Consider the following 14124-nt stretch of genomic DNA (forward strand, 5'->3'; position numbering starts at 1 on the left):
GAAGCATTCTTCGATAAAACCCGGGGGGAGCGTAGGAGCATTCCTCCCCAGGCAGTAAACGCCCTACAGAACCTGTCCATTGCGGCTGTATTGCTCTGCTTCGCCACACTCTTCATAGTTTTAGCGCGGCTGAAAATACTGTGGCGGCCTGCCGGAGTGACCTCCGATCTCTTACAGGACTGAGACATCAATGCCCTCGCTAAAGACATCTACCGAACGCTATCAGTCGCTTAAATCCAGCTACAGCGAAACCCCGGTGCTGGTCATCGATACCGAGGCCGACCCCTTCGAGATCCTCGACGCCGCCCGACAACGCATCCGCGCCGCCAGCGACCTGCTCGAAACCCTTTATTGCACGTGTTTCAATCAGGCCGAAGCGAGCGACATCCCCAAGATCGTCAGCGCCCTGTACCTGCTGACCCAGGACGGCAACGACCTGCTCGACATCGCCCGGCAACGCTTGCCGAAACTCAGCGGCTGAAGCACCACCACAATCCCCTGTAGGAGCGAGCTCGCTCGCGATGGTCGTCAACGATAACGCGTATTTACGGGTTAAACGCAACGCTCTCGGCTCCATCGTCGGAACGCCGCCTGGAGCAAGTTGTGCCGTCATTCTCACCGCGGACCTTCATGCCCTCGCAGTGCATTGCCATGGCGGCTGTATGCGGGACGCCTTCGGGCAAGCCGGGCGTTCTACAGCACTAATTACACCACGTAACGAATGAAGTTCCCGCCCCCACCTTTATCCCCTCCCGCCAACCCCATACATTCATCTCCAACGCCTCTCCCATCATCCCGACGGGAAGGTCACTGGAGTTTCCCTCATGCCTTTCGTAACCGTACGCATCACCCGTGATGGCGTTACCACTGAGCAGAAAGCTCAGGTGATTGCCGAGATCACTGAAACACTGGAGCGCGTCCTCAATAAACGCCCTGACCTGACCCACATCGTGATCGAGGAAGTCGACACCGATAATTGGGGTTACGCCGGCATCACCACCACCCAGTACCGCAAGCAACTGGCCGAGGCAGAGGAGAAGTCATGACGTCCTCCGTCACCATCGATTTCATCTCCGATGTGGTGTGCCCCTGGTGCGCATTGGGGGCGACGGCACTGGAGCAGGCGATCGAGAACCTGGCCGGGGAGGTCTCGGTGGAGCTGACCTACAAGCCGTTCGAGTTGAACCCGGACATGCCGGCCGAAGGTGAGCAAGCGGTCGAGCACTTGATGCGCAAGTACGGGAGAACGGCCGACGACATCGCCGCCGGCAAGGCCATGCAAATCGCTCGCGGCGAGGCCATCGGCTTCAAGTTCGATCTGGAGAAGCGCACGCACTTCTACAACACCTTCGATGCGCACCGTTTGTTGCTGTGGGCGTTGCAGGAAGGGCGGCAAGTTGAGTTGAAGAAGGTGCTGCTACGGGGCTATTTCAGCGAAGGCCAGAACCCGAGTGATCACCAGGCGCTGGTGCGTCTGGCGACTGAAGCGGGGCTGGATGGGGCAAATGCACAAGAGGTGCTGGCGTCTGGCGCGTTCGCCGATGAAGTGCGAGAGCTTGAAGCGTACTACCGGCAGCACGGCATCAATTCGGTCCCTGCCATGGTGCTGAACGGTCGACACCTGGTGTCCGGTTCGCAATCGGTCGAGTACTACGAACAGATGTTGCGACAAATGGCGAACGCCCCGGCCGAAGCCTGATTACAGATTTCTACCCCACTTTTAATTGTCAGAGGTATTCATCATGAGCAGTTCGAAAAAAGTCATCGTAATCACCGGCGCATCCCAAGGTCTTGGCGATGGTATGGTCAAAGCCTTTCGTGAACTCGGTTACCGGATCGTCGCCACATCGCGCTCGATCAAGCCGTCCACCGATCCGGACATTCACACCGTGGCCGGTGACATCGGCGAGCCGGAAACCGCCCAACGCGTCATCCGTGAAGCGATTTCCCGTTTCGGTCGCATCGACACCCTGGTCAACAACGCCGGGATCTTCATCGCCAAACCGTTCACCGCGTACACCGCAGAAGACTACGCCAATGTGTTGTCGGTAAACGTCAATGGCTTCTTCTACATCACCCAACTCGCCATCGCCGAGATGGAAAAGCAGGGCAGTGGCCACGTCGTCAACATCACCACCAGCCTGGTGGACCACGCCATCGACGGCGTGCCATCGGTACTGGCATCGCTGACCAAGGGCGGCCTCAACGCGGCAACCAAATCCCTGGCCATCGAATACGCCAAGCGCGGGATTCGGGTGAACGCCGTCAGCCCGGGCATCATCAAGACCCCGATGCACGGCGAAGAAACCCACGCAGCACTGGGCAATCTGCACCCGGTCGGGCACATGGGCGAGATCGATGATATTGCACAAGCAGTGGTGTATCTGGACGGCGCCAAGTTCGTTACCGGCGAAATCCTGCACGTGGACGGTGGTCAGAGCGCGGGACACTGAAAGCGCTGTTTTAAACCTCGGAAACAACGAAGCCCCTGCATTTCTGTAGGGGCTTTGTTTTGTATGGTGCGGCACCAGACGAACGGTATGTCTCGGCGAGGCCAGGTTTTCCGGGCGTCTGGATTTCGCTGGAAAATTCGGCGTGCCCCAACTGGTAACTATAAATAAATCAGCTAGTTATGGCGTTCGGTGGAATCGAACTCGGGATTTTTTAGATGTCAGCACGTTGTCGGTCTGCAAGTAAAGCATTCAGAGTCGCATACGGAATGGTAAACCTCCTGAGATCGAACGTTGTCGATCATCCCCTCCGTAGAAAATAGGCAGGAGTCTTCCAGAACCTACCCGTGGCGACAGGCAGCAGATGGCCGATTGTGTTGAAAAAGTCGGCTTCGGTTTCCACGGCAGAAAGTATTTCTCGCCCAATGTCGCCTGGAATTTATGGCTCTGCATTATCTGTCGGGAAGCTTGCTGAAGAACTCAAGGAGGTGCTTAAGGCATAAATCCAGCGGAAGAAGCCATACGCTGCTAGCCTTCGAGGATGCCTGATATCGGAAAAAGGCTGCATTAATCGATTGCACATTGACATCATAGAGAAACGCGCCGAAACTCAAAAATAACCCCTTCAGCGATAGGGATATCATCATAATGAAAAAGCGTCCTTTTCTGCTTCCTCTGGCTACTCTGGCCGCAGCCATAGTCACAGAACAAGCTTCAGCGATAGCTACCCATGAGGTTGTCGAGCCCAATACCGACGCCACGAACACGTTCCATTCCAATGCCCAAGGCGAAAACCTTTTGGTACGCAGTGGCAATGATCAATTTGCCTTTGTTCTCAAACGCGGGGATCAAGGTCAGATGATGGCTTACCACAGCTCGCACAGCTCTCACGCCTCTCACGTTTCTCATGCCTCCCATACCTCGGGCTCCTAATGGCACTCTCGGATACGCTCGTCTTTGACGAGCGGCTTTTTGACGCGCAGGTTCTGCAAAAAGCCGCTTATCGCTCAATTAATTCGCTGACGGTTGATATCAAATCAACAGGGGGGCAATTTTTCTGTGCCTTATCCTCGAACATTGGTGTTGACGAGATTTCCTTTCTGACTGCCGTTCAAGAGTTCAAGAAGGACGTACTCGACTACCAACTGCGCCACCGGCTGAATGCTGAGACGCAGCCGATCAAGAACCTGATTCTTGGGCTGGCTTTTTCAAAAACCGGGCTGACTAGTGAGTAAATTCCAGAAGCTGGAGTTCTACGCGCAGCAACACACCTATGAGTTGCTGCCCTTCAAGTTTGACCGCCTGAATGACGATGAGTACGTCATCACCAACATGGTAGGCGAGTTTCACGTCATACCGGCACCGATGCTTGAGCCGATCATAAGCAAGTCGCTTGCGCTTTCATCAGAACTGATCGCTACGCTGCGGTCCAAACAGTTCATTCGCTTCACCAACGAGCAGGCGCCACTTCAGCTTCTGGCACTCAAGATTCGCACGCGCTTGTCCAGGCTGGCCCAGTTCACCAGTCTGCATATCTTTGTTGTGACCCTTCGCTGCGACCATAGCTGCCCATATTGCCAGGTATCGAGACAGTCGGAGAACAAAGGCGAATTCGACATGACCACGGAGATGGCAGACAAGTCGTTAGATTTCGTTTTCAGATCTCCGAATTCGGCCATCAAAATTGAATTTCAGGGGGGCGAGCCGCTGCTGAACTTCGAGATGGTGAAGTACGTCGTTCTTGAAGCAAAAAAACGTAACCTCAAGGAAGGACGTGACCTGCGGTTCGTCATTGCGACTACTTTATCGTTACTGACGGATGACATGCTCGATTTCTGTAAGCAGCACAACATCGTGCTTTCATCTTCTCTCGATGGGCCAATGGATCTGCATAATGCAAATCGCCCACGCCCAGGTCGAGATAGTCACCAGCGTTTCGAGGAAGGCTTGAAGAAAGCCCGTGCGGCCCTCGGCTATGACCAAGTGTCAGCCCTGATGACAACCACAGATAAGAGCCTGCCACGAGCACGTGAGATCATTGATGAATACTTGCGCCTGGGCTTTGATGGCATCTTCCTGCGCACGCTTTCCCCTTACGGCTTTGCTATCAAGACCAAGAAATTCATGTCGTATGACACGGAGCGCTGGCTGGAATTTTACAAGGAAGGTCTTGAGTACATCATTGAGCTAAACAAGTCGGGCATACGATTTGTTGAGCAGTATTCCGCGATCGTGCTGACAAAAATGCTGACATCAGGGGACCCCGGGTTTGTTGATTTAATGAACCCTGCCGGTGCTGGTATCGCAGCCATTGTGTTCAACTACGACGGATCGGTCTACGCCTCAGATGAAAGCCGTATGCTTGCCGAAATGGGTGATCATACGTTCCGGTTGGGGAGCATTCTTGAGCATTCATATGAGGAGATCATCCTCTCGGATCAGCTTCTGGATGCACTGGAAAACTCCTTCACTTTAAGTGCCCCCATGTGTTCTGACTGTGCATTCGAACCTTACTGTGGCGCTGAGCCTGTCTACCATCACGCAATACACAAGGATGTGGTGGCAAGAAAGCCTGAGTCTGCTTTCTGCAAACGGAATATGTCGATCTTCAAGCACCTCATAGAACTGATGGGACGCGATGAGCAAACGAAACGGATTTTTATGGGGTGGGCCAACCGATGCTGAAGCTCGGCGGAAAGATTATCCGAATACATGCGGTTGATGTTGATAAGACCATCGCCTTGGCCAAAGTATCAACCAGTCGGAATTTGCCTGAAGTTTTGCGACGAGAAATGGCCTACCTAGTTTCCGATAACCAGATCCCCCAAGGATACGCGCACTATCTGCTGGTTGAGAAACATCGGTATCTGGTTGATGCGCTCCCTTTGAACTCTGATTTTTCAATTCTGCCGGATGACTACAGCTATATCGGTGATGGCGACGTTATCCGGCTTTCAGCGGATCGTTAGAGCATCCGAGTTTTGTTTCGTGTATCGTCGCCCCACAACAGTATCCTGGTCACAGAGCAGTGTAATCATTACTGCCTCATGTGTTCCCAACCGCCGAAAGCCGCTGATGACTCATGGATACTCGACGAAATCGAGAGCCTGATTCCGCTGATTCCAAAAAATACCCGCGAGCTGGTGTTTACCGGGGGCGAGCCGACGACCAACCGGGAGCGTTTCCTTAATATTATCAGCCTGACAAAAAGTTATCTGCCAAGAACGGCGATTCACATTCTCTCGAACGGGCGCAGTTTCAAGGACCCAGCGTTCGCTGAACGGTATGCGCAGATTGAATTGCCCGACGCGATGATCGGAATCCCTGTCTATTCAGACGATCCAACTCTGCATGACTACATTGTCCAGGCCCAAGGCGCGTTCGATGAAACCATTCAGGGCATTCTCAATTTGAAGCGCTTGGGCCAGAAGGTTGAGATCCGAGTCGTCATTCACAAGCTATCGATACAACGCCTTCCTGAACTATGTGAGTTCATTGCACGCAATCTTTTGTTTGTTGATCATGTGGCGCTGATGGGCCTTGAGATGATGGGTTTTACCAGGGCCAATCTTGATGAGCTGTGGATCGACCCATTCGAGTACAAAGACACGCTCAGCAAATCGGTTGGCATTCTGGCCAAGTATGGCATGCATATCTCGGTCTACAACCATCAACTCTGTCTAGTGAACTCAGACATTTATCCATATTACCGAAAGTCAATCAGTGACTGGAAAAATGAATACGCCACCGAGTGCGAGGTGTGCACTCGCAAGTCGGACTGCGGAGGTTTTTTTTCGTCAGGGATCAAGCATGGTTACAGTAAGAGCCTAATACCTTTTTGTTGATCTATGTTAAAGGTCGGCATCAAGATTATTCTGTAATTTGTTGCGCTGCGGAGTGAATTTAATTATAGAAAAATACAGTCGACATAAAAAGCCAATATCCAATGAGCCATCAAATTTTTTGGCGAGAGAGATATCAGGGCTGAATTTACCTGAAGGGTCTCTTGTTCTTGATTTGGGGTGCGGCTATGGTCGTAATTCCATCTTGTTATCAAGGCATTTTGCGAATGTAATAGCCGCTGATTTTTCTTGTAAAAGTTTCAGCGACTTATGGTATTTAAATTGCAAAAACATACACCCGGTGATCCTGGATTGCCGGCAATTACTGCCGTTTTTAAATAATGTATTCTCAGCTGTTATAGTTGTTCATTTATACCATGAAAATTTAATTGCTAATTTGATTGATGTGATCCGGCCGGACGGTTTTTTTATTTATGAAAGCATTGCTGGCAATGGCGAAAACTGGCGAGAGCTGAGTCTTTCCGGAGAAGTGAAAAGGCTTTTAGAAAAACAGTTTATTATCAAGCATTACTTAGAACGACCTGTAGGTCCTGATAAAAAAAATGCCACCGTGAAAGTGGTTGCCCAGAAAAAACATGAATCGCTCGTAGCTTTATAGGTGCGACTGATCGTTGGCTTCGGATTCAGACTGTGTGAAAACGCCGAGGATTGACTAATCTTCTGATCGTCGAGATTGTATTGGGGGACGATCATGAAGCGATTCATTGAAGGTGTATCCATCACATCGCTGTGACCATGCGAGCCGCCGGACGCTAATCGCACTTTGGGAGAACCACCACGGTGTGGCGTAGCCTTGAAGGTTCTGTCTACCTGGGTTGCTGTCAACGACAGCGCTTTGCCCAATCTTTTCTACGCCTGTGGATAATTCGGGCCAAGGCTCGAATTTTCGAGAGTTCTGCGGCTGTGGATGAAATTATCCACCGCTGGGAATCTGTCGTTTCCACAGACTCGCCAGTGGCGTTTAGCTTTTTTAATCCAGATCCTTCCAACCAAGGCGGTTTTGCAGCCCGTGCTGGGTGTACGCCTACTCTATTGCTCCATGTTTTGTCTTTCTCCGACGACCTTGAAAAACGCCACCACCCGTTCACTCAATTTCAGATGATTGATTGCAAGATGCCATCCTTGCGCTTCAATTGACCTTAGTGTCATCCCAGCACATGGACTCCCTGACGGGAAAGGAAATCTGAATGTCTTCCCTGCAAGCCGAGATGTCAATTGAGCAAAAGGTCGCCAACGCTCAAAAATCAACAGGCGTGGCTTATCTGCTGTGGTTTTTCCTGGGAGGCTTCGGTGGCCACCGGTTCTATCTCGGCAAGACCGGAACTGCGGTCGCACAATTGATTATCACGATCGTCGGGTTTTTTACTCTGATCCCTCTTATCGTCACAGGCATTTGGCTGCTTGTGGACCTCTTTTTGATTCCGGGCATTATTCGTGAGCATTCCGAAAAAGTTCGGCACGATGCCCGCCTTGAGGTGGCTCTCATTGAGAAAAACTAAAGTTCGTTACCCGTTTCGAGTCAATCTTGCAGGTCGCGGAGCAAGTACGGCTGATGAGGTTCTGCGTCGCTGGATCAACCCCGAAAAGGATCCAGACCCTGTCAGCTCTTGCTGGTAACGAATCGATTTGAGTACCGGCAATCTCATCTTTAGCTAGTCTGGTCATCTATGGATAGGTCGGGCTGTTCTACGCTGAGGGCCGGCTTGTCGAAGGCCCCCCATGTAGTTTTCTCCAGGCAAAGAAAACCCGCACGATTTGAGCTTGCTGACTGGGTCAACCTAGGCTTGGCGGGTGTATTAGGGGGCATTTTAAGTCGCTGGAGCAGATCGTCAATGTCATGCTGAAGTGAAATTGTAACGGGTAGGCGTGCAGCCAGATTTTGGTGCAGATGAGGGTTAAGACGGTATTTATAGGGGCTGTTGGTAGCAGCTGGATTTCTGGATGTCAGAAACAACAAAGGCCCGCATTTCTGCGAGCCTTCGTTTGTATGGTGCCGGCACCAGGAATCGAACCCGGGACCTACTGATTACAAGTCAGTTGCTCTACCATCTGAGCTATACCGGCGTGTCAGGGCGACGATTATAGCGATTGGTTGGCTTCTGTAAACCCCTGAATTCTGACTATTTTTGTTCGGGCTTCAGGTCAGGCGCGCAGCAGGGTTTTCTTGAGTTTCTGAATGGCTTTCCAGGCTCGACTGTTTTGCATCGCGCGCAGCTGTGCTTCGGCCTGTTCGGCGCGTTGCAGGGCGGCGGCGAGTTGGTGTTCGGCGTCGCCGATGGGGTGGCTGAAGTTGTGGCCTTTGCAGAACTGGAATTCGTCCAGGTTGCACGGCGGGATGTCGAAGGCGGGTTTGAGGTTCAGGTGTTCTTCGGCGAGGTAGTAGGTGTTGATGCCGTCGAACAGGATGGATTGGTAGCCGGCGTCGGTGACGAGGCTTTCCCAGGTCTGGTCGCGCTCCCACGGGGTTTCGATGAGGATGACCCATGGTCGCCATTGGGTGAAGTCCATGCCGCGCAGGACGGTTTCTTCGTGGCCTTCGACGTCGATTTTGAGGAAGTGAATGGCGCGGCCCCGGGCGTGTTCTTCGCAGATGGAGGTCAGGGTGCGGGACTTGATCGTTTGGCTGCGCACGTCCATGCCGGCGTCTTTGTGCATTTTGGCCATGGCCGGGTCGAGGGTCGAGAGACCGGTGCCGGCGATGCCGTAGAAGGTCAGGTCGTCAGCACTTTCCCCGGCCGCGCACTGCAGGTTGGTGTCTTTGGGGCGTTGCTGGCACAGGGCTTCGTAGTAGTTGGGCATCGGTTCGACGTTGATGCCGGTCCAGCCGTGGTCGTAGAACGCCTTGGTGACCGAGTCGTGGGTGGGATGGTTCGCCCCCACGTCGATGTAGAAGCCGTTCTCGACAGTCTTGAGGGCGCGCCACAGGCGTATGTCTTCGAAATTCTGTGCGTAGGAAATGAAAGTCACTGGCGCATCCTGTCGGAAGAATGTTCTTGTTCGTGGCCGCGCATGCTGGCGCCCTGGCGTTTGTGTATATCAAGAGAAGTGCAGCGGTGCAATTTCCCCTGTCAGCGGTCCGGGATTAGGCATTTATGTCGTTTTCATTAAATGCTTATGCACAATGCCATCGGCAGCGCACTGGGTTTAGGTCGAATTTGTGGACCCGTTCTCATTTATCCGCAAATGCCTGTTTTTTCGATTTTTTATCCGGGTGTACGAAAAATGAACAGTCAGGTTTAAGCCCTGAAACAGGCATGGATATTGGATCCACGATAATTCCATCAACAGAGTTATCCACAGGGAGGGTGGGTTTAAGCGCGTTCGGCCAGGAGCAGGAAATTACGCGGCGTGAGCGGAGTGTCGCAGAAGGTGCCGACGCGGACGCTGTAACCCTGTTCGGCGAGGAAAAGTGCCCGGTCAAGGACCAGCCAAAGTTCCAGCGGACGTCGGAAAAGTCCGCGTAGTAGTTCAAGGTTGCGCACTTCGGCCAGACGCTGCCATCCGGCGGCCTCGAGGGCTGACCAATCTTGCGGGCCGATTGTGGATAACTCTTTAAGTGCCGCCAGGTGATGGCAGTAATCGGCGAAGGGTTTGTCCAGCCAGGCGCTGGGCAGAGAAGGGGTTGGCAGGTACTCGTCCATGCCGCGCAGTTGCCGTTGCAGCAAGTCGAAGCCCAGGCGCCGGGCCATGGAGGTGTCGCGTTGACGTCGCACACGGGCGCCGGCGGTAACGGTTTCGCTCATGGGCAACGCGAGGTCGTCGAGGGAAAGCTGTAAGCCGGAGCCTTTGGCGGCTGAGGAAATCGGCGAGTATTGGGCAAGACTGATCCGGTTGTAGCAGCACGGCGCAATGGCGATTTGTTTGCAGCCTGTTGCGCTGGCGAGTTGAATCAGTCGCACATGCAAATCACCGCAGGCGTGAAGCGCGACGGGCGTGTGATACGCACTCAGTAAAGAAGCTGCGTCTGCCGCGAGCACATCCTGTTCGATATGCAGTGCGTGCAGGTGATGACGTTGGCTGAGTGCCTGGCCGCTGGTGACCAGTGCCGGGTCGTATTCCAGGCATGTCAGTTGTTGCCCCGCTTGCAGCAGGCGGCGCCCCAGATGTCCCTTGCCCGAGCACCAGTCCAGCCAATGCCGCGGGGCCTCGGAAAACTGCAATCGACTGGCGAAGGCTTCGATCTGTTGCCATTTGCGCCCCGGCACATCGACGTTCAACCGATGGCCGGCCGCTTCGAGTGTGCGCGCAGGCAATTCATCCACCGCACTCAAGGCAACGGACGTCGTTGCCAGGCAAGCAAAGGGTTCCGGTGCATCCAGAAGGGCAGGTTGATTGTGAGCGTTTTCCGCGTCTTTCAGCGTTCGCTCACGTAACCATGCGGCCAGCTCCGGGCAGGACGCTTCCCAGGGTAGCTGTAGATGAGTGAACGGGCGAGGTTTCCACAGACCCTGATGCGCTGTCAGAAAAGCATCGAGCGCGGTGAAACGGGCGAGCAGGGCCTCGCCCGTCAACACGCCGGTATCAACGCCCTTGGCAGGCATCGACGCGCAGCCAGCGCTCCAGCAGCTTGAAGCCGCGCACCAGCACATAGGCCATCACCAGGTAGAACATGCCGGCGGCGAAGAAGATCTCCACCGGCAGGTAGGTCCGGGCAATGATGGTGCGGGCCATGCCAGTCAGTTCCAGCAAGGTCACGGTGCTGGCCAGGGCGCTGGCCTTGAGCATCAGGATCACTTCGTTGCTGTAGGCCGGCAGGCCGATGCGCGCGGCACGCGGCAGGATGATGTAGAGCAGTGCTTTGGGCTTGGACATGCCCAGCGCCCGCGCCGCTTCGATCTCGCCCGGTGGAATGGCCTGAATGGCGCCGCGCAGGATCTCGGCGATGTAGGCCGCTGTGTGCAGGGTCATGGTCGCTGTGGCGCACCAGAACGGATCGCGCAGGTACGGCCACATCGAGCTGTTTCGAACTGCGTCGAACTGCGCCAGGCCGTAGTAGACCAGGAACAGTTGAACCAGCAACGGCGTGCCACGGAAAAAGAAGATGTAGCCGTAGGGAAATGCCCGCACCCACCACAAGCGCGACGAGCGGGCGATGCCCAGTGGAATGGCCAGCAGCAAACCGGCGATCACGGCGATGGCCACCAGTTCCAGGGTCAGGGTCGCGCCCTGGGCCAGTCTCGGCAGCCACTTGATGATGACTTCCCAGTTCATTGGGTGCTCCTCGCGAAGCCGCGAGCGGCGCGTTTTTCCAGGAAGTGCATGCCGGTCATCGCCAGAACCGTCAGGCCCAGGTACATGAACGCGGCCACCATAAAGAAGGTGAACGGCTGTTTGGAGACGGTCACGCCGATTTGCGCATGACGCATGATTTCTTCCAGGCCGATCACCGACACCAGCGCGGTGTCTTTCATCAGGATCATGAACAGGTTGCCAAGGCCCGGCAGGGCGATGCGCCACATTTGCGGCATGATCAACCTGGTGAAGATGCGCCACTTCGACAGGCCCAGGGCCACGCCGGCTTCGCGATGGCCTTTGGGGATGGCGAGGATCGCGCCGCGAAACACTTCCGTGGCGTAGGCGCCGAAGCACAGGCCCAGTGCAATCACGCCGGCAGCGAAGGCGTTGAGTTCGAGGTCGGGGTTGCCGAAGAACTCGCCCATGGCTCGCATCAGGTTGACCGTGCCGAAGTAGATCAACAGCACCCAGAGCAATTCAGGGATGCCGCGAACCAGGGTCGAATAAGTGCCCCCAAGCCATTGCAGCGGCTTGTACGGGGAAGTCTTGGCCAAGGCGCCGAGCAGACCGAGTACCAGCCCCAGGCACAGGGCCGAGAGTGCCAGTTTCACAGTCATCAGCGCGCCAGCGGCGAGCGCCGGGCCGAATCCGTAGAGGTCGATAATCATGGATTTCTTTTCAAATCGCGGCAGGCAAGGCCGAGAACCGGCGCCATCGGGCGCCGGTCAGGCAGGTCAGTATCAATAGATGCTGAACGGGAAGTACTTGTCGTTGATCTTCTTGTAGGTGCCGTCAGCGACGATTTCTTTCAGGGCGGCGTTCAGCTTCTCGCGGATCGGGTCTTTCTTGCGCACGGCAATACCGATCTTGTCGCTTTCTTCCACTGGATCGCCCTTGAACTCGTAGCTACGGCCCGCATCGCTTTTCAGCCACTCGTAGTTGACGTACTTGTCGGCCAGGATGGCGTCCAGGCGGCCGGAAGTCAGGTCGAGATAGGCGTTTTCCTGGGTGTCGTAGAGTTTGACTTCAACGCCCGGCATGTTGTCTTCCATGAAGGTGCCTGCCAGGGTCGAACGCTGGGCGCCGATCACCTTGCCTTTCAAGGAGTCCTTGTCGGTTTTGAAGTCGATGTCTTTCTTGGCGACGAACTGCAGCTTGTTGGAGTAGTACGGATCGGTGAAGTCCACCGCCTGCTTGCGCTCGTCGGTGATCGACATCGAGGAGATCAGGAAGTCGAACTTCTTGGCGTTCAGGGCCGGGATGATGCCGTCCCAGTCGGAGGTCACGACGGTGCACTCGACTTTCATCTTGGCACACAGGGCGTCGCCGATCTCTTTATCGAAGCCGACGACATTGCCACTGGCATCTTTATTGTTGAACGGCGGGTAAGCCGCTTCGATGCCCATCTTCAGGGTTTCGGCCATGGCACCGGCGCTGAACGCCAGGGTGGCGGCGGCAGCCAGGAAGACCTTTTTGTAGTTCTGCATGTGGGTAGCTCCGTTAGCGGTTGCTGGACATGAATTGTTTGCAGCGCGCCGAAAGCGGGTTTTCAAACACCTGCTGTGGCGATCCTTGCTCTTCTACCAGGCCCTGGTGGAGGAACACCACTTCACTGGAGACTTGACGTGCGAAGCCCATTTCGTGGGTCACGAGCAGCATGGTGCGGCCTTCTTCGGCCAGCGCGCGGATGACATTAAGTACTTCCTGGACCATTTCCGGGTCAAGCGCCGAGGTGGGCTCGTCGAACAGGATGACCTTGGGCTGCATGGCCAGGGTACGGGCGATGGCCGCCCGTTGTTGCTGACCACCGGACAGTTGCGCGGGATAGGCATGGCGCTTGTCGGCGATGCCAACCTTGGCCAGCAGGGCTTCGGCCACTTCGATGGCTTCGGCCTTGCTCTGGCCGAGCACTCGGCGCGGGGCTTCGATGATGTTGTCGAGCACGCTCATGTGCGGCCACAGGTTAAAGTTTTGAAACACAAAACCGATTTCGCTGCGCAGGCGGTTGATCTGCTTGCCGTCGGCGGCCACCAGTTCGCCGTTCTTCGCGGCCTTGAGCTTGAGTTCTTCGCCGGCGACCAGGATCTGGCCCTGGTGCGGGTTTTCCAGCAGGTTGATGCACCGCAGGAACGTGGACTTGCCAGAGCCGGAGGAACCCAGGATCGAGATCACATCGCCGTCGCGGGCGGTCAGCGAGATGCCTTTGAGCACCTCCAGCGAACCGTAGCGTTTGTGCAAGTTGCGGATTTCAAGCGCGGGCGTGGCCTCAGCCATGTGCGTTCCTCATATATGTTGCGCTCCTGCTGTTGGTGGCCTTCCTGACGAGGCGGCCAACCTAGCATAGCGTTTCAATGGCAGCCAACAGCGCTACGGACGGTAAACGGCTGGCGTGTGGCAGGTTGTCGCATCGGCGCAGCAGACTGTCGCCCCATCAACAACCGAACAGCCGTTTGAACCTTGCCTGTCGATAAAAAGCGCGGTGGCTGCTGCAAAAAAAGGCGCGATGTTGCCAGCTTTGACAGGGTGTTGGAAGCGCTATCCGGCCAAATGCACTGCTTGCGCACTTTTAATGTGCA

At 55.0% G+C, this 14124-nt stretch carries 16 protein-coding genes, 1 tRNA gene and 1 pseudogene; 11 read left to right on the plus strand and 7 right to left on the minus strand.

Features of this window, described 5'->3' with window-relative positions; translation table 11 throughout:
* The first annotated feature begins 190 nt into the window (after positions 1-190).
* From KW849_RS12050 to KW849_RS12100, 11 genes and pseudogenes are all read left to right on the plus strand, one after another.
* Positions 191-481 (plus strand): hypothetical protein, encoded by a 291-nt coding sequence (locus tag KW849_RS12050; protein ID WP_218429616.1) that lies wholly within the window; start codon positions 191-193, stop codon positions 479-481.
* Positions 482-824: 343 nt separating this feature from the next.
* Positions 825-1046 carry a 4-oxalocrotonate tautomerase family protein gene (locus KW849_RS12055; protein ID WP_218429617.1) on the plus strand — a complete coding sequence of 74 codons (222 nt, stop codon included), beginning with the start codon at positions 825-827 and terminating at the stop codon, positions 1044-1046.
* Positions 1043-1699: a DsbA family oxidoreductase gene (locus KW849_RS12060; protein ID WP_218429618.1), complete on the plus strand. Its 657-nt coding sequence runs from the start codon at positions 1043-1045 to the stop codon at positions 1697-1699. The genes KW849_RS12055 and KW849_RS12060 overlap by 4 nt, the downstream gene beginning before the upstream one ends.
* 43 nt (positions 1700-1742) lie before the next feature.
* Positions 1743-2453, plus strand: coding sequence for an SDR family NAD(P)-dependent oxidoreductase (locus tag KW849_RS12065; RefSeq protein ID WP_218429619.1), 711 nt, complete (start codon positions 1743-1745; stop codon positions 2451-2453).
* Positions 2454-3098: 645 nt separating this feature from the next.
* Complete coding sequence (hxsA2, locus tag KW849_RS12070; RefSeq protein ID WP_218429620.1) at positions 3099-3383, plus strand: His-Xaa-Ser repeat protein HxsA2; 285 nt, start codon at positions 3099-3101, stop codon at positions 3381-3383.
* Positions 3383-3685 (plus strand): His-Xaa-Ser system protein HxsD, encoded by a 303-nt coding sequence (gene hxsD / locus KW849_RS12075; protein ID WP_218429621.1) that lies wholly within the window; start codon positions 3383-3385, stop codon positions 3683-3685. Before hxsA2 ends, hxsD begins: the two co-directional genes overlap by 1 nt.
* Positions 3678-5135, plus strand: coding sequence for a His-Xaa-Ser system radical SAM maturase HxsB (hxsB, locus tag KW849_RS12080; protein ID WP_218429622.1), 1458 nt, complete (start codon positions 3678-3680; stop codon positions 5133-5135). The genes hxsD and hxsB overlap by 8 nt, the downstream gene beginning before the upstream one ends.
* Positions 5129-6295: pseudogene (gene hxsC, locus KW849_RS12085) on the plus strand (His-Xaa-Ser system radical SAM maturase HxsC). The gene hxsB and the pseudogene hxsC overlap by 7 nt, the downstream one beginning before the upstream one ends.
* 52 nt (positions 6296-6347) lie before the next feature.
* A complete protein-coding gene (locus tag KW849_RS12090) occupies positions 6348-6911 on the plus strand; it encodes a class I SAM-dependent methyltransferase (protein WP_218429623.1) in 564 nt (187 codons plus the stop codon).
* Between the two features lie 305 nt (positions 6912-7216).
* On the plus strand, positions 7217-7450 hold the full coding sequence (locus tag KW849_RS12095; RefSeq protein WP_218429624.1) for a hypothetical protein: 234 nt from the start codon (positions 7217-7219) through the stop codon (positions 7448-7450).
* A 50-nt stretch (positions 7451-7500) separates the two neighbouring features.
* Positions 7501-7812, plus strand: a complete 312-nt coding sequence (locus tag KW849_RS12100) for a TM2 domain-containing protein (protein ID WP_218429625.1) — start codon at positions 7501-7503, stop codon at positions 7810-7812.
* Positions 7813-8301: 489 nt separating this feature from the next.
* Here KW849_RS12100 and KW849_RS12105 read toward each other — a convergent pair.
* From KW849_RS12105 to KW849_RS12135, 7 genes are all read right to left on the minus strand, one after another.
* A tRNA-Thr gene (locus tag KW849_RS12105) sits at positions 8302-8377 on the minus strand.
* Positions 8378-8455: 78 nt separating this feature from the next.
* On the minus strand, positions 8456-9280 hold the full coding sequence (locus KW849_RS12110; RefSeq protein WP_218429626.1) for an FkbM family methyltransferase: 825 nt from the start codon (positions 9278-9280) through the stop codon (positions 8456-8458).
* Between the two features lie 344 nt (positions 9281-9624).
* Positions 9625-10854, minus strand: coding sequence for a methyltransferase (locus KW849_RS12115; protein ID WP_218429627.1), 1230 nt, complete (start codon positions 10852-10854; stop codon positions 9625-9627).
* A complete protein-coding gene (locus tag KW849_RS12120; protein ID WP_108216169.1) occupies positions 10835-11524 on the minus strand; it encodes an ABC transporter permease in 690 nt (229 codons plus the stop codon). The genes KW849_RS12115 and KW849_RS12120 overlap by 20 nt, the downstream gene beginning before the upstream one ends.
* Positions 11521-12216: an ABC transporter permease gene (locus KW849_RS12125; protein ID WP_218429628.1), complete on the minus strand. Its 696-nt coding sequence runs from the start codon at positions 12214-12216 to the stop codon at positions 11521-11523. Before KW849_RS12125 ends, KW849_RS12120 begins: the two co-directional genes overlap by 4 nt.
* A 72-nt stretch (positions 12217-12288) precedes the next feature.
* The gene (locus KW849_RS12130; protein ID WP_218429629.1) at positions 12289-13035 is read right to left on the minus strand and encodes an ABC transporter substrate-binding protein; all 747 of its coding nucleotides are present in this window, start codon (positions 13033-13035) and stop codon (positions 12289-12291) included.
* A gap of 13 nt (positions 13036-13048) precedes the next feature.
* The gene (locus KW849_RS12135) at positions 13049-13822 is read right to left on the minus strand and encodes an ABC transporter ATP-binding protein (protein WP_007972784.1); all 774 of its coding nucleotides are present in this window, start codon (positions 13820-13822) and stop codon (positions 13049-13051) included.
* Positions 13823-14124: the final 302 nt, after the last annotated feature.

This window comes from Pseudomonas sp. PDM26 (genome assembly GCF_019219185.1).
GTDB lineage: Bacteria > Pseudomonadota > Gammaproteobacteria > Pseudomonadales > Pseudomonadaceae > Aquipseudomonas.

Coding starts and splice junctions, on each gene's coding strand:
- KW849_RS12050 (WP_218429616.1), top strand. CDS start 191: ATGCCCTCGCTAAAGACATCTACCGAACGCTATCAGTCGCTTAAATCC.
- hxsD (WP_218429621.1), top strand. CDS start 3,383: ATGGCACTCTCGGATACGCTCGTCTTTGACGAGCGGCTTTTTGACGCG.
- KW849_RS12055 (WP_218429617.1), top strand. CDS start 825: ATGCCTTTCGTAACCGTACGCATCACCCGTGATGGCGTTACCACTGAG.
- KW849_RS12125 (WP_218429628.1), bottom strand. CDS start 12,216: ATGATTATCGACCTCTACGGATTCGGCCCGGCGCTCGCCGCTGGCGCG.
- hxsA2 (WP_218429620.1), top strand. CDS start 3,099: ATGAAAAAGCGTCCTTTTCTGCTTCCTCTGGCTACTCTGGCCGCAGCC.
- KW849_RS12060 (WP_218429618.1), top strand. CDS start 1,043: ATGACGTCCTCCGTCACCATCGATTTCATCTCCGATGTGGTGTGCCCC.
- KW849_RS12135 (WP_007972784.1), bottom strand. CDS start 13,822: ATGGCTGAGGCCACGCCCGCGCTTGAAATCCGCAACTTGCACAAACGC.
- KW849_RS12115 (WP_218429627.1), bottom strand. CDS start 10,854: ATGCCTGCCAAGGGCGTTGATACCGGCGTGTTGACGGGCGAGGCCCTG.
- KW849_RS12065 (WP_218429619.1), top strand. CDS start 1,743: ATGAGCAGTTCGAAAAAAGTCATCGTAATCACCGGCGCATCCCAAGGT.
- KW849_RS12130 (WP_218429629.1), bottom strand. CDS start 13,035: ATGCAGAACTACAAAAAGGTCTTCCTGGCTGCCGCCGCCACCCTGGCG.
- KW849_RS12100 (WP_218429625.1), top strand. CDS start 7,501: ATGTCTTCCCTGCAAGCCGAGATGTCAATTGAGCAAAAGGTCGCCAAC.
- KW849_RS12120 (WP_108216169.1), bottom strand. CDS start 11,524: ATGAACTGGGAAGTCATCATCAAGTGGCTGCCGAGACTGGCCCAGGGC.